Genomic DNA, 22,069 nt, shown 5'->3' with positions numbered 1-22,069 from the left:
CCCCACCCTGGCCCGGCCGCGAGCTCGAGCGCGACACGACAACGGCGGCCGCCCCAACCCGAATCCGGGCTGAGGCGGCCGCCGTGGGCGACTGACCGGACTACAGGGTCTTGGCCTTGGCCAGCACGTCGTCCATGCCGCCGACGTTGAGGAACGCCTGCTCGGGGATGTTGTCGTACTCGCCCTTGGCGATGGCGTCGAAGGAGGCGATGGTCTCCTCCATCTCCACGTAGGAGCCCTCCATGCCGGTGAACTGCTTGGCCACGAAGAAGTTCTGGCCCAGGTACCGCTCCATCCGGCGAGCGCGGCCGACGAGGAGCTTGTCCTCTTCGCCCAGCTCGTCCATGCCCAGGATGGCGATGATGTCCTGCAGTTCCTTGTACTTCTGCAGGATCCGGATGACCTCCTGCGCGACCCGGTAGTGCTCGTCGCCGACGAACTGCGGGTCCAGGATCCGCGAGGTCGAGGACAGCGGGTTCACCGCGGGGTAGATGCCCTTCTCGGTGATCGCCCGGTCGAGCTCGGTGGTGGCGTCCAGGTGCGCGAAGGTGGTCGCCGGCGCCGGGTCGGTGTAGTCGTCGGCCGGCACGTAAATGGCCTGCAGCGAGGTGATCGACCGGCCCTTGGTCGAGGTGATCCGCTCCTGCAGCTCGCCCATCTCATCGGCCAGGGTGGGCTGGTAACCCACCGCGGACGGCATCCGGCCCAGCAGCGTGGACACCTCGGAGCCGGCCTGGGTGAACCGGAAGATGTTGTCGATGAACAGCAGCACGTCCTGGTTCTGCACATCGCGGAAGTACTCGGCCATGGTCAGCGCGGACAGTGCGACCCGCATCCGGGTGCCCGGGGGCTCGTCCATCTGGCCGAAGACCAGCGCGGTGTCGTTGATGACGCCGGACTCGGTCATTTCGGTGAAGAGGTCGTTGCCCTCGCGGGTCCGCTCCCCCACGCCGGCGAACACCGAGGTGCCACCGAAGTTCTTGGCCACCCGAGTGATCATCTCCTGGATGAGCACGGTCTTGCCCACGCCGGCGCCACCGAACAGGCCGATCTTGCCGCCCTGCACGTACGGGGTCAGCAGGTCGATGACCTTGATGCCGGTCACCAGCTGCTGGGTGCGGCCCTCGAGCTGATCGAATGCCGGGGGCTTGCGGTAGATCGGCCAGTGCTCGGCGTCCTCACCGGTGCCCGGCGCGTCCAGGCATCGGCCGAGCGCGTTGAACACGTGACCCTTGACCGCGTCGCCGACCGGCACCGAGATCGGGGCCCCGGTGTCGGTGACCGACGCGCTGCGGACCAGGCCGTCGGTGGGCTGCATCGAGATGCAGCGGACGATGTCGTCGCCCAGGTGCAGGGCGACCTCGAGGGTCAGCGTGCGCGCCGGCCCGCCCTCGGTCACCCGCACGTGCAGGGCGTTGAGCAGATCGGGCACCTGGCCGCGCGGGAACTCGACGTCGACGACGGGCCCGATCACCCGCACGACGCGTCCGGTGGTGGCGCGCGCCTCAGTTGTGGTCATAGGTCCTCAGTCCTCTTCGTTCCCAAGTGCGGCCAGAGCGTCTGCGCCGCCGACGATCTCGGTCAGTTCCTGGGTGATCTGGGCCTGCCGCGCCTGGTTGGCCTGGCGGCTCAGATTCCGGATGATGTCGTTGGCGTTGTCGGTGGCCGCCTTGCAGGCGGCCCGCCGAGCGGCGGATTCCGAGGCCGCCGCGTCCAGCAAGGCGGCGTAGATCCGCGTCTTGAGGTACTTGGGCAGCATCTCGTCCAGCAGCTGGTCCGAGGACGGCTCGAACTCGTAGGCCGGCAACAGCGGGGTCGCCTCGTCCCGCTCGACGTACTCGATCTCCATCGGCGCCATCCGCCGCGCCTGCGGCCGCTGGGTGATCATCGAGACGAAATGCGTCGAGACCAGGTGGATCTCGTCGATGCCCGGCTGTCCGTCGCTGGACTGCCCGGCCGATCCGGCCAGGAACGAGGGCAGGATCGCCTCGGTCGCCGCCTCGGCGTGCGCGTAGGTGGGGCGTTCGGAGAACCCGGTCCACGTCGCGGCCAGCGGCCGGTTGCGGAAGGTGTAGTAGCCCACGCCCTTGCGTCCGATGACGTAGAGCACCGACTCCTTGCCCTGCGAGCGCAACAGGGCGGCCAGTTCCTCGGCCGCCTTGATGGCCATCGCGTTGTACCCGCCACACAGGCCACGATCCGCGGTGATCAGCAGGATGCCGGCCCGCTTGGCGTCGTCCCGCTCGTTGAGCAACGGGTGGTCCAGCGTGGAGGCGGAGGCCAGGGACGACAACACCTGGGTGATCTGGCGCGAGTACGGGGCCGCCGCCGCCACCTTGGCCTGAGCCTTGGCGATCCGCGACGTGGCGATCATTTCCTGCGCCTTGGTGATCTTCTGGGTCGACTTGACCGACTTCACCCGTTGACGCAGTACACGAACCTGTGCCGCCATGACTCACCTCCCTGCATTCCGACGACCGACATGATGAACAGCCTCACTTCTTCGGAGCGGGCCGCTGGACCTGCACCTTCTCCTGGCCGACCGCGGCCGCATCCATCGGCTTCACCGCGGGCTCGCGGCCCAGGATGGTGCCTTCGGAGGTGGTGAAGGTGTCGGCGAACTCGGCCAGCGCGGCCTTGAGCGCGTCCTCGGAATCCCCGGAGAGCACCTTGGACTCGCGGATGGCCTGCAGCGGGCTGCCGGAGGCGTGCCGCAGGTACTGCAGGAACTCGGTCTCGAAGCGGCGCACGTCCTCGACCGGGACGCGATCCAGGTGACCACGGGTGCCGGCCCAGATCGAGACGACCTGCTCCTCCACCGGGTACGGGGTGAACTGCGGCTGCTTGAGCAGCTCGACCAGGCGGGAGCCGCGGGACAGGGCGCGCTTGGACACGTCGTCCAGGTCGGAACCGAAGGCGGCAAACGCCTCCAGCTCGCGGTAGGCCGACAGGTCCAGACGCAGCGTGCCGGACACCGACCGCATGGCCTTGATCTGGGCGGCGCCACCGACGCGGGAGACCGAGATGCCGACGTTCACGGCCGGGCGGACACCGGCGTTGAACAGGTCGCCTTCCAGGAAGCACTGTCCGTCGGTGATGGAGATAACGTTGGTCGGGATGTACGCCGAGACGTCACCGGCCTTGGTCTCGATGATCGGCAGACCGGTCATCGATCCTGCGCCCAGCTCGTCGGAGAGCTTGGCGCAACGCTCGAGCAGCCGGGAGTGCAAGTAGAAGACGTCACCCGGGTAGGCCTCGCGGCCCGGCGGGCGGCGCAGCAGCAGCGAGATCGCGCGGTAGGCCTCGGCCTGCTTGGACAGGTCGTCGAAGATGATCAGGACGTGCTTGCCCTGGTACATCCAGTGCTGGCCCAGGGCCGAACCGGTGTACGGGGCCAGCCACTTGAACCCCGCCGAGTCCGAGGCCGGGGACGCCACGATAGTGGTGTACTCCAGCGCGCCGGCATCCTCCAGCGACTGCCGGACACCGGCGATCGTGGTGCCCTTCTGGCCGACGGCGACGTAGATGCAGCGCACCTGCTGCTTGGGATCGCCGGTCTCCCAGAACTGCTTCTGGTTGATGATGGTGTCGACGCAGACCGCGGTCTTGCCGGTCTTGCGGTCACCGATGATCAGCTGGCGCTGACCCCGGCCGATCGGCGTCATCGCGTCGATCGCCTTGATGCCGGTCTGCAGCGGCTCACTCACGCCCTGCCGCTCGACCACGGTGGCGGCCTGCAGCTCCAGGGCGCGGACCTCGTCGGAGGCGATCTCGCCCAGGCCGTCGATCGGCTGCCCGAGCGGGTTGACGACCCGGCCCAGGAAGGCGTCGCCGACCGGCACCGAGAGCACCTCGCCGGTCCGGGTGACCTGCTGGCCCTCCTCGATGGAGGTGGCGTCGCCGAGCAGCACCGCACCGATGTGGCGGACGTCGAGGTTCAGCGCGACGCCCAGCACCCCACCCGGGAACGAGAGCAGCTCGTTGGCCATGGCCGAGGGCAGGCCCTCCACGGTCGCGATGCCGTCACCGGTCTCCGCGACGATGCCGACCTCCTCCCGCGTCACCTCTGGTGCGTAGTTGGAGACGTACGTCTCGATCGCAGAGCGGATCTCGTCGGGTGAGATCGTCAACTCGGTCATCGGGTTCCCGTTCTATGTCTTCGGTGGTACTGGTGCGAGTCTGCCTGAACTGCCCTGTGCGGGGGTGCTAGCCGGCCATTCGCCGGCGCAGCTCGTCGAGCCGCCCGGCCACGGTGCCGTCGATCACTTCGTCACCGATCTGCACCCGGATACCGCCCAGGATGCCCGGCTCGACATCGACGTGAGTGGTGACCTCACGGCCGTAGATCCGGGCGAGCGAGGCCCGCAGCCGGTCCAGCTGCGCCGCGGTCAACGGTCGGGCGGTCTTGACGAAGGCGACGATCTTGTCGCGCCGCTGCGCGGCCTGATCGAGCAGCTCCCGCACCCCGTGGGTGAACGAACGCCCGGCGGTGTCGCGGGCCAGCGCATCGACCAGCTCGGTCACCAGGGTGTGCGCCCGGCCCGAGAGCAGCTGATGCACCAGCGCCGACCGCGCCGCCGGATCGGCGGTCGGGTCGTCCAGGATCACCGACAGCTCGGGGTTGGCGTCCACGATGCGGCCGAACCGGAACAGCTGGTCCTCGACCTCGTCGAGTTCGCCGGTGCGTTCGGCCCGCCGGAACATCGCGGTCCGGCTCAGCCGGCGCAGCGCGTCCTGCAGGTCGCGGGACGAGGCCCACTCCTGCCGGACGGCGAACTGCACCACCTCGAGCGCCGGCGCGCTGATCTTGCTGCCGAGCAGCTGCTGCACGATGCCCGAGCGGGCATCGGGCGACAGCGTGTTCTCCGACAGGGTTCGCCGCAGCGAGACCTGGGTGAGCAACAGGTCGGACACGCCGTCCAGATCGCTGCCCAGCGCGGCCAGGCCGACCCCGCTGAGCGGCTCCGAGACCTCCAGCAGGTGCTGGTTGGTCGCGACCAGGGCCTCGCGGCTGGCGATGTGCTGGATCATCAGCGGTCCAGCTCGGCCAGGAACCGCTCGACCGTCCGGTTCTGGCGGGCGTCGTCGTCCAGCGACTCGCCGACGATCCGGCCGGCCAGGTCGACCGAGACGCGACCGAGGTCGCTGCGCAGCTCGGCGACGATCTGCGCCCGCTGGGCGTCGAGCTGGGCCCGACCGGCCGCGGCGATGCGCTCGGTCTCGGCGTGCGCCTGAGCGAGCATGTCGTCGCGGATCGCCTGGGCCTGCGCCCGGGCGTCCTCGCGGATCTTGGCGGCCTCTTCGCGAGCCCCGGCCAGCTGCTGGTTGTAGCGATCCAGCGCCGCCTTGGCCTCGTTCTGGGCCTCCTCGGCCTTGGCGATGCCGCCTTCGATGGCCTTGGTCCGAGCGGCGAACGCCTTCTCGAACTGCGGCCAGACGAACTTGCCCAGCACGACCAGCAACAGCGCGAAGCCGATGGCCGCGATCACGACCTCGCCCCAGGGCAGGCCGATGGGGTTGGTCGTGCCTTCCTCAGCGGCAGCCGTGGCTACTCCAGAGGCAATGAATTGGGTCATGACGATCCTGCACTCTCCCGCGGTCGGTGTCGGATCAGGTCAGGATGAACGGCACCACGAAGCCCAGCAGGGCCAGCGCCTCGGACACCGCGAACCCGAGGAAGGCGTAGGTCCGGGTCAGGCCGGCCGACTCGGGCTGGCGAGCGGTGGACGAGATGTAGGCCGCCCAGACGATGCCGACACCGATACCCGGGCCGATGGCGGACAGGCCGTAGCCGAGAGTGCCGACGTTGCCGGTCAGTTCGGCGAGTTCGAGTGCTGCCATGGGGGCGCTTCTCCCTTTCACGGGATCCGAGGTGGATCCAGATGGTCATTCGCTGGCCCGCCGATACGGGCCAGGTGGTGCGGTCGGTAATGGTCTGGTGGTGGGTCCCGGGGTACGGGTTCGGTCAGTGCGAATCCGCCAACGACGATTCCAGGTAGATGGCGGTCAGCAGAACGAAGACGTAGGCCTGCAGCGAACAGATCAGCAACTCGAAGAACACCAGGCCGAGGCTGCCGACGAACGGCAGCACGCCCAGGATGTAGTTCAGGACGCCGCCCTCACCCCACAGGTACAGGGTGCCGACCGCCGCGATGGTGATCAGCATGTGCCCGGCGAACATGTTGGCAAACAACCGGATGGCCAGGGTGAACGGCCGCAGGATGATGTTCGACAGGAATTCGATCGGGATCAGCAGCAAGTGCATGGCCGCCGGAATGCCCGGGATGTAGCACATGAGCTTGAAGAATCCGAAGAACCCGTGCTTCTGGATCCCCACGAACATGTAGATGAACCAGACCGTCAGCGCCAGCAGGACCGGGATCGCGAAGTGCGAGGTCACCGGCATCTGCGCGAAAGGCACGATGCCCCAGAGGTTCTGGATGATGATGAAAGAGAACAGGGTGGCCAGGAAGCCGGCCCACTTGCGCCCGTTGGTGCCGCCCAGGATCTCGATCGCGACGCCGTTGCGGACGAACCCGTAGGCACTCTCGCCGGCGAACTGCATCTTTCCGGGCACGATCGCGGCCTTGCGGGACGCGGCCAGGTAGAAGGCCATGATCAGGATCACGCCCAGGCCCAGCAGCACCATCGCCTTGACCGACGAGACGACCTCGCCATTGGCGATCTTGTCGAAGAAGAAGGAATGCTCGACGGTCGGTGCCTCGAACTCGCTGCCGCCGTCCTCGGCGGCCAGCATCACTGCTGACAGCAGGCTCACGCCGCCGCCCCCTTCGAGGTGGCCGGACGAATGCGGCCAACTGGCTGGGCACACCGGCGACTGAGCTCATGGTTCGCTCGCCGAGGCTCGCTCACGCGGTCTCCCTTTCCCTTCGCGGGTCGACCGAGGAGGAGACGCGCTCCCGGGCCGGGGACCCGGTCGTGCGCATCGCTCTCATTCGGTTCGCCGTCTTCGCTTCTCGTAGTGCACGGGCCGCGTCCGCGCTCGCCTGCGCGGACGAAGTCAGATCACCGGACACCTCGTCGGTGCCGACACGATGACCGTGCCGCATGACCACCGCATAGATGCCCAACGCCATGCCGAGGATCGCGCCGACCGGCGCCATCACCCGTATGCCCCACCAGTGGTCCAAGATCAGCCCAAGACCGCCGAACAGGATCAGCCCGGAGATCAGGCTGCCGAGCACGGCCCATCCTTCGTCCGCTCCCGGCGATGGGGGCTTGGCCCGGGGAAACATCTTCATGGCGCCCCGGACCTTATCAGTTGCCTAGGGGCGGCGCCGCACCCGGGGAACCCGGCGTGCCGACCGGCGCAACGCTTTCGCAACCTTGTGGCCTGCAGGTTTGCCGATCCGAAGACCTCCCGACGGGCAACGCTGCGGTTACTTCGGGTCGACGTAGTAGAGCTTCAATGTCCAGACATACCGCATGTGTGCCGCGAGCCACAGGAACACCCCCAAACCGATCGCGCCGGCCATCCAGCGCACGCTGACCGGCCCGTCGATGGGCATCGTCATCAGGATCAACGCCAGCACGAAGACCTTGATCACGTAAGCGAAAAGGGCCGCGATCATCACCGTATTCGGGTTGGTCTTGCCCACCCAGGCGATGACCACCGCCGAGAAGGTGAAGAAGGCGCCGACGATGACGGTGCCGATCAGCACACCCAACACGGCGCCCCACCCGTCGACCAGGGCGCCGACCACGCCCAGCACGAGCCCGCCGCTGATCAGGGCGATCAGGCACAACCGCAGGTGGGCCAGGGACCAGGCGCCGGCCGAGCGGCTCCGGTCGGCGATGGCCGCGGCGGCCTTGATGTGCTCGGACAGGTCGACCTGGGGACGGGCCTGTTCGGGCGGGGGCGGCTGGTCTGGTTGCGTCACGTCACTTCGGGTTCCGGTCGGGTCCTGATCGGGACGGTCAGGCACTCATGGCGGTCGGGCGGGGCCGGCGCGGTCGGGCGGTGCCGGCGGTCAGGGCACTCAAGGCAGTGTGGCAGGAATCCGGTCCCGTTCGCGCCGGGCCAACCGCCCGGCCCGCACCCTGGGCCACACCGAGAACATCAGTCCCACCAGGAACAGCACGGCGGTGGGGATGATGGCGACCTGCCAGCTGACGAAGCTCAGCGCCACCGCGGCCGCGGCCAACGCGAACGCCCAGTAGTAGAAGATGAGCACCGCCTGCCGGTGGGTGTGGCCAATGGCCAGCATGCGGTGGTGCAGATGCCGGTTGTCCGCGCTGAACGGGTGCCGCCCCTCCTTGGTCCGCCGGATCACCGCGAGCAGGAAATCCAATACCGGGATGAACACCACGGCTAGCGCCACGATCAGCGGGGCCAGCAGGGCGATGGTGGACCGCGGACCGAACGAGGACGGATCCAGCTTGCCGCCGGCGCTGATGGTCGCGCCGGCCATGGCCAGCCCGATGAACATGGATCCGGAATCGCCCATGAAGATCCGGGCCGGCGAGAAGTTGTGCGGCAGGAATCCGATGCAGGCCCCGAGCAGGGCGGCGGCGATCAGCGGCGGCTGGGAGGCAGACGCGTCGTCGCCGGAGAGCACCAGTTGTCGCGCGGAGAAGATGAACAGGGCGAACGCGCTGATCGCGGCGACCCCGGCGAGCAGGCCGTCGAGCCCGTCGATGAAGTTCATCGCGTTGGTCAGCACGACGGTCAGCAGCACGGTCAGCACGATGCCCTGCGTCTGGTCCAGGCTGACCAGGCTGCCGCCGGACGGTCCGCTGCTGGGCAACCACAGCACCTGCCATTGCACGCCGAACATCACCATGACGCCCGCGGCCAGGATCTGTCCGGCCAGTTTGGCCACCGCATCCAGGTCGAAACGGTCGTCGATCACCCCGACCAGGCAGATGACGCCGCCTGCGGCCAGCACCCCGACGATCTCGGAGGAGGTGTAGAAGGCCGCCCCCAACGCCGGCAGCTGCAGGGCCATCAGCACGGCCGCGGCGAAGCCCAGGTAGACCGCCAGCCCGCCCATCCGCGGCGTCGGCAACGAGTGCACGTCGCGCTCCCGGATCGGCGAGACCGCGCCGACCCGCACCGCGACCAGCCGGACCACCCCGGTCAGCAGGAACGTCACGACCACCGCAGCCCCGAACCCCAAGGCGTATTCCGGGAGCGGAAGCGTGTAGCCCGTCACCCGCCCAGGGTAGTGGCGGGGCCACCGATCCCGGGGCCAAGTGCCGGCCGGTGATCAACGGGTGTCGTCCGACGGCCGCGTCGGGGCCGCAGCGCCACCGGCAGGTCACGGGCAGTCACCATCGCCCCGGTCCGGCCGGCTTTACCCAACCGAGACCGAGAAACCACGCAACGGCCGCCCGACTCGTCCGTCCCCATGATGTAGCTCCGATTCGCCAGGAGGCGATCGGGTCCGATGCCCGGACCCGGCCATCGCCCCCGACAGCACGCCAGGCGGGTCAGCGTTGCGCAGTGAGTTGAAGCAGTGAAATGCCGCACTGAACACGAGCCCCACGCCGGGAGCTGCCCGCAGGCCCGATCACGACATGCCGTCGGATCGGGCCTTCGGCATTCCTGAGCCGGCTCAGGAAGAGGCCGCGACCGGCTCAGGTCAGGATGCGCACCGGCTTTTCCAGGATCGCCAGGAAGGTCCGCAGCCAGCCGGCCGCCTCCCGGCCGTCGACCGCCCGATGATCCACCGACACCGTCACCTTCAGCACGGTGCCCACCGCCAGCCGCCCGTCGACCACGATCGGCTCCTCGCGGGCCGCGCCGACCGCCAGGATGGCCGACTGCGGCGGGTTGATGATCGCGCTGAACCGCTCGGTGCCGAACATGCCCAGGTTGGTCACGCACAAGGCCCCGCCGGTCAGTTCCTCGGGTCGGAGCCGGCCGGCGTCCGCCCGCCGGATCAGATCGGCGGTCTGCTCGGCGACCGCGCCGATGGACAGCGTGTCCACCCCCCGCAGGGTCGGGGTGACCAGTCCGCGCTCGGCGGCGACCGCCACCCCGATGTCGACATGGTCGAAGCGGCGCACCGCCTGCGGGGTCCAGATCACGTTCAGCTCGGGCACCAGCCGGTGAGCCCGCGCGGCCGCCTTGACGATCAGGTCGTTGATCGAGATCCGTCGCGGAGCGTCCTCGTTGAGCTCGCGCCGGAGGGCTAGCAACGCGTCCACCCGGGCGGTGCCCTCCAGGTAGAAGTGCGGCACCGTCCGGGCGCTCTCGGTCAACCGGGTGGCGATGGCCCGACGCGATCGGGAGTGCGGCAGGTCGACGAAGCCGGCACCGGGCGGCACCGGCTCGGTGCGTCCATCGGACACCGGCCGGCCGCCCGGCGGGGCCCCGTCCCCCGGGCCGGACGGCGCCCGCGACTCCGAAGCGCCGTCGCGGTCGGCCAGGGCCGCCTGGACGTCGACCCGGCGGATCCGGCCACCCGGGCCCGAGTCGGGTGCCAGACGCGTGAGGTCGAGCCCGGCCGCCCGGGCCAGCGTTCGGGCCAGCGGGCTGGCGAACAGGCGCGCCGGACCCTCCTCGGGCGAGGTGCCCTCGGCCGCTGGCGAGCCCCCGACCGACCCGGCCGCGTCCGGCTCGGCCCGCGTCTGCGGTCCCGGGCCGCTGGCCGGGTTCGTGGGCACACCGAATCCGGCGAGCAGGGCGGCAACGTCCCCCTCCCGCTCGTCCGGGCCGCCGAGCAGCGCGATCGGGTCGCCGACGCCGACCTCGGCCCCGGCGGCGACCAGCAGTCGCAGCACGACGCCGTCCGCGTCGGCGTCCAGATCAACGGTCGCCTTGTCGGTCTCGATCTCGGCCAGGGTGTCCCGTTCCGTGTAGGCGGCGTTCTCGGCGACCGACCAGGTGGCCAGCACGGCGCGGGTGCCGCCGGCGGCGACCTCGGGCATGCGCAACAGGTGTGCCATCGTCGTCGCCCTACTTCATGATCTCGGTGAGGGTGGCCACGACCTCGGCGTCCTGGGCGATGGCTGCGCGCTCGAGCACCTTGCTGATGCTGGGCGAGGCCTCGCCGCCGGTGATCCGTTGCACCGGCTGGTCGAGCCAGTCGAAGTACCGCCGCTGGATCTCATCGCCCAGCCAGCTGCCGTAGGAGGTGCCCAGGGCGCCCTGCTCGGCGATCACCACGTTGCCGGTCTTGCGGATGCTGGCGCCGATGGTGTCCCAGTCGATGCTGGCCCGGTCCAGCCAGCGCAGGTCGATGACCTCGGCGTCGACGGTGCCCAGGTCCTGGACCGCAGTCAGCACGTAGTTGGTCATCGCTAGGTAGGTCAGCACCGTGAGCTGCGTGCCGGCTCGGCGGATCGCTGCCCGGCCGACCGGCAGGCAGTAGTCCAGGTCGTCGACCGGACCGGGCCCGGTGCTGCGGTACAGATCGACGTGTTCGAGCACCAGGACCGGGTCCGCGCAGCGCAGGGCGCTGTTCATCAGGCCGACGTAGTCGAACGGGGTCGAGGGTGCGACGATCCGCCATCCGGCCGCGGTGGCGAAGATGCCGGCCGGGTCCATCGAGTGCTGGGAGCCGTACCCGGTGCCCATGGCCACCTTGCTGCGCAGCACGAAGGGAACGGGGTCGTCGCCGCCGAACATGTGCCGGGCCTTGCCGATCTGGTTGAACAGCTGGTCGGCGGCCACCCACATGAAGTCGGCGTACATGAACTCGACGATCGGCCGGAACCGGCCGTCCAGGGCGATCCCGCCGGCCAGTCCGGTGAACGCGTTCTCGCTGATGGGGGTGCCCAGGATGCGGTCGGGAAAGCGTTCGGCCAGGCCCCGGGTGGCCCCGTTGGTGCCGCCGTTGAGCCGGTGAACATCCTCCCCCAGCACCAGGACGCGCGGATCGGTCGCCAGCTGCCGGCCCAGCACGGCGGCGATGGCCTCGACGAAGACGGTGTCCGGTTGGAGCGAGCCGGCGTAGCTGTCCACGTCGGCCAGCGGTGCGCCGGCGAACTCGGACAGGTCGCCGCGGACCCCGACGTCGACGAATGCCGGGTCCGGCCACTCGGCCGCCCTGATCCGCCGCTGCCCCGCCCGCCCTCCGGGCACCGGCTCGACCAGCACATCGGCCAGCTCGGCCAGCACCGTCGCGGCCTGCGTACCGAAGGCGTCCAGGTCCGCGGGCGTGAGGATGTGCCGGCGCACCAGCTGGCCGGCGACCTGGGCGATCGGGTCGCGCTCGCGCCACTGCTGTTCCTCGGCCTTGCTGCGATAGCCGAAGGCGCTGCCGGGGAAGGCGCCGTTCTGGTGGAAGAACCGGTACACGTCGGCCTCGATCACCGTCGGGCCGCGCCCGGACCGCATGTGCGCCAACGCCTCCTGCATGGTCAGGAAGACCGCGAACGGGTTCATCCCGTCGACCTTCCAGCTGGCGATGCCGAATCCGGGGCCCCGCGCGGACAGCCGAGGCTCCTTGGTCGCCTCGTGCACCGAGGTGGACACGGCGTAGCGGTTGTTCTCGATGAAGAAGCACAGCGGCAGGTTCCACGCGGCGGCCAGGTTGAAGGTCTCCAGCGTGGACCCGATATTGGCGGCGCCGTCGCCGAAGTAGGTGACGGCCACCGCATCGGTCCCGGCCTGCCGGTGCGCCCAGGCCGACCCAGCTGCCAGCGGCACTCCCCCGCCGACGATGGCGTTGGTGCCGATCGCCCCGGCCGGCTTGCTCATCAGGTGCATCGAGCCGCCCCGGCCGTGACTGAAACCCCTTTCCAAGCCGCAGATTTCGGCCAGGGTGCGGAGCAGCTCGGCGCGCACGTCGGTCGGGATCGGCGCGCGCGGGTCGATGCCGGCCGGGGCCAGGTGGCCGAGCACCTTGGCCAGGAACTGGTGGTGGCCTCGATGCGTGCCGTTGACCGTGTCCTGACTGGTCAGCCCGATCGTCGAACCGACCGCGCCGCCCTCCTGGCCGATGCTGGAATGGGCCGGCCCGTGGATCAGCCCGGCCGCCGACAGCTCGAGCACGGTCTCCTCGAACGTCCGGATGAGCACCAGCTGGCTGTACATGGCCGTGAGCAGGTCGGGATCCGCGGCCTCCCAGTCCGCGTCCGTGACTTCGATCTCGGTCCACGGCGCGGCCGGGGTCAAATCATGTCGTGCCGTCATCACTGTCCTTGCGATCGGGATCCCGCGGCGGCGGTGCGCCCGGGGCGGAAGCCTCGGCCGCCGGCCGGCGGAAGAAGGCCTTGCCCTGCGGGTAGGACACCAGCTCGAACTGCATGCCCCAGGGGGAAAGGAAATAGATCCAGCGCTGGCCCAGGTGATGGCCCGAGCTGACCACGGGCTCACCGAGCACCGTGACCTCGGGCCGCCCCCGCAGAAACTCGACGGCGGCGTCCAGATCGGTCACATACAGGGCCACGTGGTGGCCGCCCAGGTCGCTGTTACGGGGCCAGTCGGTGTGCTGGTCCGGCGCCGAGTACTCGAACACCTCGAAGACGGCCTGGCCCCCGCACCGGAAGAAGTAGATCTGGTCGATGGTGGCCCGGGGATGCACGTTCAGGGTGCGCTGCATCCAGTCACCGGTCGGGTCGCGCTTGGGTCCGAGGGCGTAGAGGAACTCGCAGCCAAGCACGTCGACGAAGAACCGCCGGGCCGCCTCGAGATCGGGCACAGTGACACCGATGTGGTCCAGGCCGGTCAGTCCCGGCAACCCGGGACCGGGGACCTCCCCGGTCCCCGGCTGATCAGAGATCGACGGCAATGTACTGGGTTTCCAGGAACTCGTGGATCCCCGCGAAGCCGCCCTCCCGGCCCAGGCCTGACTCCTTCATCCCGCCGAACGGAGCGGCCGGATCCGAGGCCACGCCGCGGTTCACCGCGACCATGGCCGACTCCAGCCGCCGGGCCACCGAGATGCCCTCGGCCCGGTCCTTGGCGAAAACGTAGGAGATGAGCCCGTAGTCGGTGTCGTTGGCCATCGCGATCGCCTGGTCGGTGCTGTCCACCGTGACGATCGGCGCCACCGGACCGAAAATCTCCTCGCGGGTCAGCGTCTGCCCGTGCCGTACGCCACGCACCACGTACGGCGACAGGAACGCACCCGTGGTCGGCGCCGTACCCGAGGCCGATGGGCGGCCGCCCTCCTGCTCGGCCCGCCGGACCAGGTCGAGTACCTTGTCCCGCTCGCGCACGCTGACCAGCGCGCCCAGGTCGTTCGCCGGGTCCAGGCCGGAACCGATCGACAGTGTGCTCAAGGCCTTTTCGAACGCATCGGCGAACTCGGTGACCAGCGACTCGTGGACGTAGAACCGGTTGGCCGCCGTGCAGGCGCTGCCGCCGTTGCGCATCTTGGCCACCATCGCGCCGGCCACGGCGTCCTGCACATCGGCCCCTTCGAGCACCAGCAGGGGCGCGTTGCCACCCAGTTCCATCGACGAGGGCAAGGCGCGCCGAGCGGTCTGGCCGAGCAGGATCTTGCCGACCGGCGTCGATCCGGTGAACGAGAGCGCACCGACCCGCCGGTCGGCCAGCACCAACTCCGAGACCGGTCCCGGCCGGGAGGTCGCGATCACGTTGACCACCCCGTCGGGCACACCGGCTCGTTGCAGTACTCGCGCGACCCACAGTGCGGTGAGCGGGGTTTCCCCGGCCGGCTTGAGCACCGCGGTACAGCCGGCGGCCAGCGCCGGAGCCAGCTTGCGGGTGGCCATGGCGGCCGGAAAGTTCCACGGGGTGATCAGGTAGGCCACCCCCACCGGCCGGTGGTCGACCACGATGGTCTTGTCGCCGGCCGGCGCCATCCGGAAGTCACCCGGCACCCGGCAGGCCTCCTCGCTGAACCAGCGGAAGAACTCGGCGGCGTAGGCCGCCTCCCCGCGGGCGTCGGCCCAGGACTTGCCGTTCTCCAGCACGATCAGCCGCGCGCACTCGTCCAGTTCGGCGGTCATGATCTCGAAGGCCCGGCGCAGGATCTCCGCTCTGGTCCGTAGGGCCGCGCTCGCCCACGGCCCGAACGCCGCGTGCGCGGCGGAGACCGCGTCCAGGGCGTCGGTCACGCCGGCGTCGGCCACCCCGGACAACCGGCGGTCCGCGGCCGGGTCGCGGACATCCAGCGTCCGCTCGCCCGGAATCCACTGCCCCCCGATGAACAAACCGGTGGGAACTTCCACGCCGCCGACGATCTCGACGGTCGGTGGTGCGGTCACTGGATCACCATGCCGCCGTCGATCATCAGCAGCTGACCGGTCATGTAGTCGCTCTCCGGGCTGGCCAGGAAGGCCGCCGTGCCCACGACGTCCTTGGGGTAGGAGTAGCGCTTCATCAAGATCATCGTCTCGGCCAGCTGGTCCATGGACTTACCCGGCGCGTCGAACTTGCCGATCGCCACCAGGTCCTTGTCCAGTTGCTCCCACAGCTCCGTGCGCACCACCCCCGGGCCGTACCCGTTGACGGTGATGTTGTGTTCGATCAGCGCCTTGGCCCCGCCCTTGATCAGGGCCAGCACCGCATGCTTGGACGCGCCGTAGACAACCACGTCGTCAAAGACGTCCCGGGACAGGATCGAACCGACGTTGATGATCTTGTAGGGGTAGTCCTGCCGGCCCTGCGCCTTCATCTGGCGGGCCGCCGCCTGCATGCAGTTCATCGTCCCCCAGGCGTTGACATCCATGATGCGCTGCCAGTTCTCGCGGGTGATGTCGAGGAAGAACAAGGGCTTGTTGATGCCCGCGTTGTTCAGCAGCACGTTGATGCTGCCGAACTGTTCGACCGTGTGCGCGACGGCGGCAGCCGCGTCCTGCTCGCTGGTCACGTCGAGCTTGACGAAGGTGGCCGTGCCGCCCTTGGCGGTGATCTCATCCGCGACCTGGGCGACGCCGTCCACGTTGACGTCCCCCACGCACACCTTGGCGCCCTGCTCGGCGTAGTAGTGGGCGACGGCGGCGCCCATGCCCTGTGCGCCACCGGTGATGAGCACGTTCTTGCCGGCGAGGCGGGTGGTATCCATCGAGCTTGCCTTTCCTGGAGTGAGCGGTGCTGGCGAGAAATGTTGCTGGAGTGACAGTGTGGTCGGTCGTAGGGTGGTCGGATGCGCGGTGCTCAGTAGGGGTTGGCCACGAACAGTTCCTCGGCCGGGAACAGGGTCAAGATCTTCGGGCCGGTGTCGGTGATGACGATCTCCTCCTCGATGCGGGCGGCCGAGACGCCGTCGCTGGCCGGGCAGTAGGTCTCCAACGCGAAGACCATGCCGACCTGCAGTTCCACCGGTTCCTTGAACGAGTTGAGCCGCGAGATGATCGGTCGCTCGTGCAGACCCAGCCCCAGCCCGTGCGCGAACTGCAGGCCGAACGCGTCCATCTCGGTGCCGAACCCGAACTCCTGCGCGGGCGGCAACAATGCGGCGACCTCGTCGGTGCCGATCCCGGCCCTGATCCCGGCGATCCCCCGGTCCATCCATTCTCGGGCCCGGGTGTAGGCGTCCCGCTGCGCCGCGGTGGCCTTGCCGACCGCGAACGTGCGGTAGTAGCAGGTCCGATACCCGTTGTAGGAGTGGATGATGTCGAAGAACGCCTGATCACCCGGGCGGATCAACCGGTCGGTGAAGTTGTGCGGATGCGGGTTGCACCGCTCCCCGGAGATCGCGTTGACCGCCTCGACCTGATCGGAGCCCATCTCGTAGAGCCGCTGGTTGGCCAACGCCACGATCTGGTTCTCCCGGATCCCCGGCTTGAGGACCTCCACGATGTCCTGATAGACCCCGTCGACCATCGCCGCGGCCTGGTTGAGCAGCACGATCTCGTCGGGCGACTTGATACACCGCGCATCCAGCATGGACTGCTGCGCGTCCACCACCCGCAGGCCCTGCCGCTGCAGCTCGAACAGGAACGGCGGCTCCACGATGTCCACCCCGACCGGCTGGTCGGCCACCCCGGCCTCGACCAGCAGGCCCTTGATCTCGGCCACGGCGGCCTGCATCAACCCTACGGTCGGCGCCACCGCGCCGCGGAATCCCAGGAACCCGGCCCGGTAGTTCTGCTCCGGGATCCACCGCGAGTGCAACTGGTGATGCTTGACCGCCGACCCGAAATCCCACAGCACCGGATCGCTGTCCCGGGTGATCAGCGCGTAGCGAATCATCTTGTCGCCCAACGCCCCACCGATCCAGGTGGAGGTCGTGTACCGGATGTTGTAGAAGTCGAACAACAGGAACGCGCCGCACTCGCTGGCCGCCAGTGCCGCCCGGGCCCGATCGATCCGGTACCGGCGCAACCGGTCGAAGTCGACCCGGGCCTCGTAGTCGACACCCATGTGCCCAGGGGCGGCCAGGGTGAGCGCCCCGGTCGGGGCGGCCGGCCGGGGTGGCGCGGCGGGGCTGGTGATCGTCACGTGTGCACTCCGAAGGACAGGGGCCGGTGGGCGTTCCGGGTGGGTGCCGGCGAACCGGCACCCACCCCGCCCCCGACGCTGATGGGTCCGACGATTACCACTCCGGGGTGACGGAGGGGTCCGTCGCGTTGGCCGAGGTCACCTTGACCGAGGGCATGAACAGATCGCCGGAGACCTGCTCCCCCGAGAGCACCTTGTTGGCGACCACGATCGCGTTCTGCCCGTCCCACGAGGAGGACTGGAAGACGGTGCCGTCCAGCTCACCCGAGATCACCAGCGGATTACCCAGTTTGGTGTTGCCGATGGAGGTGATGATCAACGACTTCGGGTCGATGTTCTGCGCCTTGAGCGCGTCGATCGCGCCGGCCACCATGGTGTCGTCCGCGGCGTAGATGCCCTGGACGTTGGCCGCGCCGACCGAGGTCAGCATTTCCGAGGTCACGGTCTGCGCATCGTCCTTGTTCCAGTCGCCGGGTTGGGCGGCCAGCACCTTGACGTTCGGGCACGTGCTGGCGATGGTGTCGGCGAAGCCCTTGGCTCGGTTGATGGCGGTGGTGTTGCCGGTGAGCCCGTCGATCTCCAGGATGTTCAGGGCCTGCCCCTTGGCCAGATCGCACATGATCTCGGCCGACGCGGCTCCCTGACCGATCGTGTCGGGGCCGGAATAGGCGACGACCAGGGACTTGTCGTCGGCCTCGACGTCGGAGTTGGTGACCGTCACCGGGATTCCGGCCGCCTTGGCCCGCTCCAGGCAGGGCCGGACCGCATCGGCCACCGCGGGCCACAGGATGATCAGATTCGGTTTGGCCGCCACCGCGACCTGGCAGTCGCTGGCCTGCTTGTCGGCGTCGTACTGCGAGTTGGTGATGGTCAGGTCGATGCCGTCCTTGTCGGCCTCGGCCTGCATCGCCTTGAGGTACTCGGTGCCGTAGGGCTGGTCGGTGCCCTGCGGCAGCAGGGCGTAGACCTTCTTGCCCTCTGCGGCACCACTGCTGCTGCCCGACGCGCTGGACGAGCCGGAGGAGCAACCGGCAACCAGGGCGGCGGCGGCGATCAGGGACAGGGTCGCGACAGCGACACGGGTGGCGCGCATGGACGGGTCCTTTCGGTCGTCAGGATGACGACGCGGTGGTCGGGACGGAGACATCGGGCTTGGTGCCGCGGGCCCGGCGGCCCGCGAAGACGGTGCGCACGGAGGCGCCGGCGGCGCGCAGACTCGCGGGGTCGGTGATGACCGCGAGCAGGAGCACGCCGCCGATGAAGATCTGCTGGATGTCGACCTGGACCCCGGTGAGGGTGAGCCCGACTTCCAGGATGGCCAGCGACAGGGCCCCGATCAGGGTGCCCAGGATCGAGCCGCGGCCGCCGTTCAGCGCGACACCGCCGATGATGGCCGCGGCGATGCTCGAGAGCAGGATGGTGGAACCGGCGGTCGGATCGGCCGCGGTGCGCTCCATGGTGTCGACCACGCCGGCCAGTGCGGCGACGAAACCACAGAGCATGAACCCGGTGACCAAGCGGAGGTTGACCGGAATGCCGGCGTCGCGCGCCGCCTGCCGGTTGCCGCCGACCGCGTAGATCTCGCGGCCGGCGCGGACCCGGGTGAGGAAGATCAACAAAAGCACGAAGACCACGGCGAACAGCAGGATCCGCGGCGTCAGCGGGCCCAGGAAGGGCATGCCGAACGCGATCGCCGTGCTGATGTCGGCCAGCGGCACGGGTTTGGCGTTGGACAGGACCAGGGCCAGGCCGCGGAGCACGAACAGCATGCCCAAGGTGGCGATGAAGGAGTTGATGCCGATCTTGACGACGAAGAAGGCGTTGACGGCGCCGACCACCAGGCCGGTGGCCAGGGCGGCCAGCACGCCCAGGACCAGGTTCGGCATCGAGGCCATCACCACGCCGGAGAGCACCACGGTGCTGGCCACGCTCAGATCCAGTTCGCCCATGATGATCACCACGGTCAGCCCGATCGCGACCAGGCCGACCAGCGCCACCCGGCTCAAAGTGACGTCGTAGGCGCTGAACACCAGCGGCTCGAACAGCAACGCGACCACGACGACGATCGTGAGCAGGATGGCTCCGCGCCACTCGGTGCGGCGCTTGAGCGCGCGGGTCCAGCGCTGCCCGCGGGTCGTCTCCGGCGGGGCACCGAAGACCAGGTTGGCGGAGCTCATGCGCTCACCCGCCGGGCCAGCGCGTCCACCGAAACAGCCAGCACGATCAGGGACCCGATCACGACCTGCTGCCAGCCGTAGCTCAGGTTCGCGAGCACCAGGATGTTGGTCAGCACGCTGACGAAGATCACCCCGAGCAGCGTGCGCAACACGCTGCCCCGGCCGCCGAACACGCTGGTGCCGCCGATGATGATGGCGGCCAGGGCACCGAAGTCGTAGCCCTGCGACATCGAGGACACCGCCGTGTTGGAGAACGCGGCCAGCACGAAGCCGGCCACCATCGCCGAGATCGAAGTGATCAGGAACGCGCCCAGCACCACCCGACCGGTGGCCACTCCGGCCAGCCTGGTGGCCTCCTTGTTCGACCCGAACGAGCGGATCACGAAACCGAAGGTGGTGCGGCTCAACACGAATCCGAGCACCCCGGCCATCAGCAGCAGTACCACGGCCGAGATCGGCACCGGCCCCACCTTGATGTCGCCGAAGGTGGCGATCGGGCCGTCGGGCGGGCCGAAGAAGATGCTCCCACCGGAAAGCCAGCGCAGCACGCCCAGACCGATATAGGTGGTGGACAGGGTGACGATCACCGCGTTGGCCTTGAAATACCCCACCGCCACCCCGTTGACCAGGGCATAGAGCCCGGCCACGACCAGCGCGGCCAGGATCGCCAGCCCGATCCCGTGGCCATTGCTGACCCCGATGAGGATGACCGCCGCCGTGGCGACCTGGGCAACCACGGACAGGTCCAGGTAGTTGCCGCTGATCACGACGAAGGTCATGCCGACGGCGACGATGCCGATCGGCGCGGCCCGATGGAACACATCGCCGATGTTGGTGGCCGAGGCGAATCCGTCGACCAGCAGCGATGCGCCCACCACGAGCACGACGGTGAAGACGAAGATGCCGTTGGTGGCGATCCAGCCGATCACCCTGGTCGCGGTGGGTACGCGGGGCTCGGCCGGGGCGACCGCCGGCGCCGGCGGCGGGGTCACGGCAGACGCGGTCATGAGGAGCTCACCTTGCTTCCGCCCGCGGCCAGCGACATCACGGTGCGCTCGTCGGCCTCGTCTTGGGCCAGCGTGCCGGCGATGCGGCCGTCGCGGATGACATGGATGACGTCGGCGAGATCGAGCAGTTCGGGCAGGTCCGAGCTGATGATCAGCACGGCGGTCCCGCCGTCGGCCAGATCCCTGATCAGGCGGTGGATCTCGGCCTTCGCGCCGACGTCGACACCGCGGGTGGGTTCGTCCAGGACGATCACCCGGGGCTTGCGGCCCAACCACTTGGCCAGCACCACCTTCTGCTGGTTGCCGCCGCTGTAGTCGCCGGCGTCGCGCTTGACGTTCGGCGGGCGCAGGCCGACCGTGTCGGCCAGTTCCATGGCATACCCGTGCTGTCGCTTGGGGTTGAGCACACCGGCCCGGGCCAGGAACCGCCGGTTGGGCAGCGCGATGTTGTCGCTGACCGACATGGTCAGGGCCAGGCCGTCGGACCGGCGCTCCTCGGGCACGTAGGCGACCCCACTGGTGACCGCGACTGGTAGCCCCCGATCCGGCGTCGCGTGCCGTCGACGGTCACCGTCACCTCGCCGGCCGTACGCGGGTCGACTCCCAGGATCGCCCGAACCAGCTCGGTGCGGCCGGCGCCGACCAGTCCGCCCAGGCCGACGATCTCGCCGGCCCGGACCTGCAGGTCCACCCCGTGCACCCGCGGCGCGCTGACCCCGCGAGCGCTGAGCACGACCTCGCCCGGGTGACTCACCCGGTCGATCTGCAGGTCCCGCTTGAGTTCTCGGCCGACCATCTTGGTGACCAGCTCGTCCGCGGTGGTCTGGGCGGTGCGCATGGTGTCGATGAACCGGCCGTCACGCAGCACGGTGATCCGGTCGCAGATGCTGAAGATTTCCGGCAGCCGGTGCGAGATGTAGATGATGGCCAGCCCGCCCTCGGCCAGCCGACGCAACATCTGCAGCAGATAGGTGGTCTCGGACGGGGTCAGCGTCGCGGTGGGCTCGTCCAGGATCAGCACCTTGGGCTTGCGGGCCACCGCCCGGGCGATCTCAATGAACTGGCGCAGCGACACCGACAGCCGGGCCACCGGCTCGTCCAGGTCGATCGAGACGCCGATCTCGCGCAGTGCGTCACCGGCGTAGGCGTGCAGCTGGCGGCCGGAGATGAACCCGCTCCTGGTCGGGAACGCGCCCAGCATGATGTTCTCGGCCACGGTCATCTCCGGCACCAGGCTCAGTTCCTGGTGCACCAGGGACACCCCGGCGTCCAGGGCGGCGCGGGCATCGCCGGTGATGTCCTGCCCGTTGACCCGGACCTCGCCCTCCTCCGGGTGCAGCAGTCCGGCCAGCACCCGCATCAGCGTCGATTTGCCGGCCCCGTTCTCACCGACAATCGCGTAGATCTCGCCGGCCGAGACGGCGACGCTGACGTCGCTCACCGCGACCGCGCCCCCGAACCGTTTGGTGATCGACCGGGCCTCGATCACGGTGGGGATCTCGTCCGGGATCACGTCCGGCCCCTCCAGCAGGGAGGACTGATCAGTCATTCCGCGCGTT

Annotated in this window: 21 protein-coding genes; all 21 read right to left on the bottom strand. The window is 69.2% G+C overall.

From position 1 onward, the window contains the following. Positions 1-100: 100 nt before the first annotated feature. The gene (gene atpD, locus NAMU_RS10570) at positions 101-1,519 is read right to left on the bottom strand and encodes a F0F1 ATP synthase subunit beta (protein ID WP_015747396.1); all 1,419 of its coding nucleotides are present in this window, start codon (positions 1,517-1,519) and stop codon (positions 101-103) included. Positions 1,520-1,525: 6 nt separating this feature from the next. Beyond that, entirely contained in the window at positions 1,526-2,452 is a 927-nt protein-coding gene (locus NAMU_RS10565) for a F0F1 ATP synthase subunit gamma (RefSeq protein ID WP_015747395.1), read from the bottom strand. Between the two features lie 43 nt (positions 2,453-2,495). After that, entirely contained in the window at positions 2,496-4,139 is a 1,644-nt protein-coding gene (atpA, locus tag NAMU_RS10560) for a F0F1 ATP synthase subunit alpha (RefSeq protein ID WP_015747394.1), read from the bottom strand. A gap of 67 nt (positions 4,140-4,206) precedes the next feature. Further along, on the bottom strand, positions 4,207-5,031 hold the full coding sequence (locus NAMU_RS10555; RefSeq protein ID WP_015747393.1) for a F0F1 ATP synthase subunit delta: 825 nt from the start codon (positions 5,029-5,031) through the stop codon (positions 4,207-4,209). Then, a complete protein-coding gene (locus NAMU_RS10550; protein ID WP_015747392.1) occupies positions 5,031-5,576 on the bottom strand; it encodes a F0F1 ATP synthase subunit B in 546 nt (181 codons plus the stop codon). The genes NAMU_RS10555 and NAMU_RS10550 overlap by 1 nt, the downstream gene beginning before the upstream one ends. 34 nt (positions 5,577-5,610) lie before the next feature. After that, the gene (atpE, locus tag NAMU_RS10545; protein ID WP_015747391.1) at positions 5,611-5,841 is read right to left on the bottom strand and encodes an ATP synthase F0 subunit C; all 231 of its coding nucleotides are present in this window, start codon (positions 5,839-5,841) and stop codon (positions 5,611-5,613) included. A 124-nt stretch (positions 5,842-5,965) separates the two neighbouring features. Then, complete coding sequence (gene atpB / locus NAMU_RS10540) at positions 5,966-6,778, bottom strand: F0F1 ATP synthase subunit A (RefSeq protein ID WP_015747389.1); 813 nt, start codon at positions 6,776-6,778, stop codon at positions 5,966-5,968. Between the two features lie 91 nt (positions 6,779-6,869). Next, complete coding sequence (locus tag NAMU_RS10535) at positions 6,870-7,262, bottom strand: hypothetical protein (protein WP_138180084.1); 393 nt, start codon at positions 7,260-7,262, stop codon at positions 6,870-6,872. A gap of 138 nt (positions 7,263-7,400) precedes the next feature. Further along, positions 7,401-7,901: a hypothetical protein gene (locus tag NAMU_RS27285; RefSeq protein ID WP_015747387.1), complete on the bottom strand. Its 501-nt coding sequence runs from the start codon at positions 7,899-7,901 to the stop codon at positions 7,401-7,403. Positions 7,902-8,000: 99 nt separating this feature from the next. Continuing rightward, positions 8,001-9,176, bottom strand: a complete 1,176-nt coding sequence (locus NAMU_RS10525; protein WP_015747386.1) for a glycosyltransferase family 4 protein — start codon at positions 9,174-9,176, stop codon at positions 8,001-8,003. Positions 9,177-9,600: 424 nt separating this feature from the next. Next, positions 9,601-10,914, bottom strand: a complete 1,314-nt coding sequence (locus NAMU_RS10520) for a dihydrolipoamide acetyltransferase family protein (RefSeq protein ID WP_015747385.1) — start codon at positions 10,912-10,914, stop codon at positions 9,601-9,603. A 10-nt stretch (positions 10,915-10,924) separates the two neighbouring features. Further along, positions 10,925-13,105 (bottom strand): alpha-ketoacid dehydrogenase subunit alpha/beta, encoded by a 2,181-nt coding sequence (locus NAMU_RS10515; RefSeq protein WP_015747384.1) that lies wholly within the window; start codon positions 13,103-13,105, stop codon positions 10,925-10,927. Next, positions 13,089-13,703 carry a VOC family protein gene (locus NAMU_RS10510; RefSeq protein WP_015747383.1) on the bottom strand — a complete coding sequence of 205 codons (615 nt, stop codon included), beginning with the start codon at positions 13,701-13,703 and terminating at the stop codon, positions 13,089-13,091. Before NAMU_RS10510 ends, NAMU_RS10515 begins: the two co-directional genes overlap by 17 nt. After that, on the bottom strand, positions 13,687-15,147 hold the full coding sequence (locus NAMU_RS10505) for an NAD-dependent succinate-semialdehyde dehydrogenase (RefSeq protein ID WP_015747382.1): 1,461 nt from the start codon (positions 15,145-15,147) through the stop codon (positions 13,687-13,689). The genes NAMU_RS10510 and NAMU_RS10505 overlap by 17 nt, the downstream gene beginning before the upstream one ends. Then, positions 15,144-15,947, bottom strand: coding sequence for an SDR family NAD(P)-dependent oxidoreductase (locus NAMU_RS10500; protein ID WP_015747381.1), 804 nt, complete (start codon positions 15,945-15,947; stop codon positions 15,144-15,146). The genes NAMU_RS10505 and NAMU_RS10500 overlap by 4 nt, the downstream gene beginning before the upstream one ends. 92 nt (positions 15,948-16,039) lie before the next feature. Next, entirely contained in the window at positions 16,040-17,326 is a 1,287-nt protein-coding gene (locus NAMU_RS10495; protein ID WP_015747380.1) for a M24 family metallopeptidase, read from the bottom strand. Positions 17,327-17,420: 94 nt separating this feature from the next. Continuing rightward, the gene (locus tag NAMU_RS10490; protein WP_015747379.1) at positions 17,421-18,419 is read right to left on the bottom strand and encodes a sugar ABC transporter substrate-binding protein; all 999 of its coding nucleotides are present in this window, start codon (positions 18,417-18,419) and stop codon (positions 17,421-17,423) included. A gap of 19 nt (positions 18,420-18,438) precedes the next feature. Continuing rightward, positions 18,439-19,503, bottom strand: a complete 1,065-nt coding sequence (locus NAMU_RS10485; RefSeq protein ID WP_015747378.1) for an ABC transporter permease — start codon at positions 19,501-19,503, stop codon at positions 18,439-18,441. Continuing rightward, positions 19,500-20,510, bottom strand: a complete 1,011-nt coding sequence (locus tag NAMU_RS10480) for an ABC transporter permease (protein WP_015747377.1) — start codon at positions 20,508-20,510, stop codon at positions 19,500-19,502. The genes NAMU_RS10485 and NAMU_RS10480 overlap by 4 nt, the downstream gene beginning before the upstream one ends. Further along, a complete protein-coding gene (locus NAMU_RS30425) occupies positions 20,507-21,013 on the bottom strand; it encodes an ATP-binding cassette domain-containing protein (RefSeq protein ID WP_015747376.1) in 507 nt (168 codons plus the stop codon). The genes NAMU_RS10480 and NAMU_RS30425 overlap by 4 nt, the downstream gene beginning before the upstream one ends. After that, positions 20,977-22,059, bottom strand: a complete 1,083-nt coding sequence (locus NAMU_RS10475) for an ATP-binding cassette domain-containing protein (protein WP_015747375.1) — start codon at positions 22,057-22,059, stop codon at positions 20,977-20,979. The genes NAMU_RS30425 and NAMU_RS10475 overlap by 37 nt, the downstream gene beginning before the upstream one ends. Positions 22,060-22,069 lie beyond the last annotated feature (10 nt).

The organism is Nakamurella multipartita DSM 44233 (assembly GCF_000024365.1).
In the GTDB taxonomy this organism is placed as follows: Bacteria; Actinomycetota; Actinomycetes; order Mycobacteriales; family Nakamurellaceae; genus Nakamurella; species Nakamurella multipartita.
This window is presented reverse-complemented; position numbering and strand designations above follow the sequence as displayed.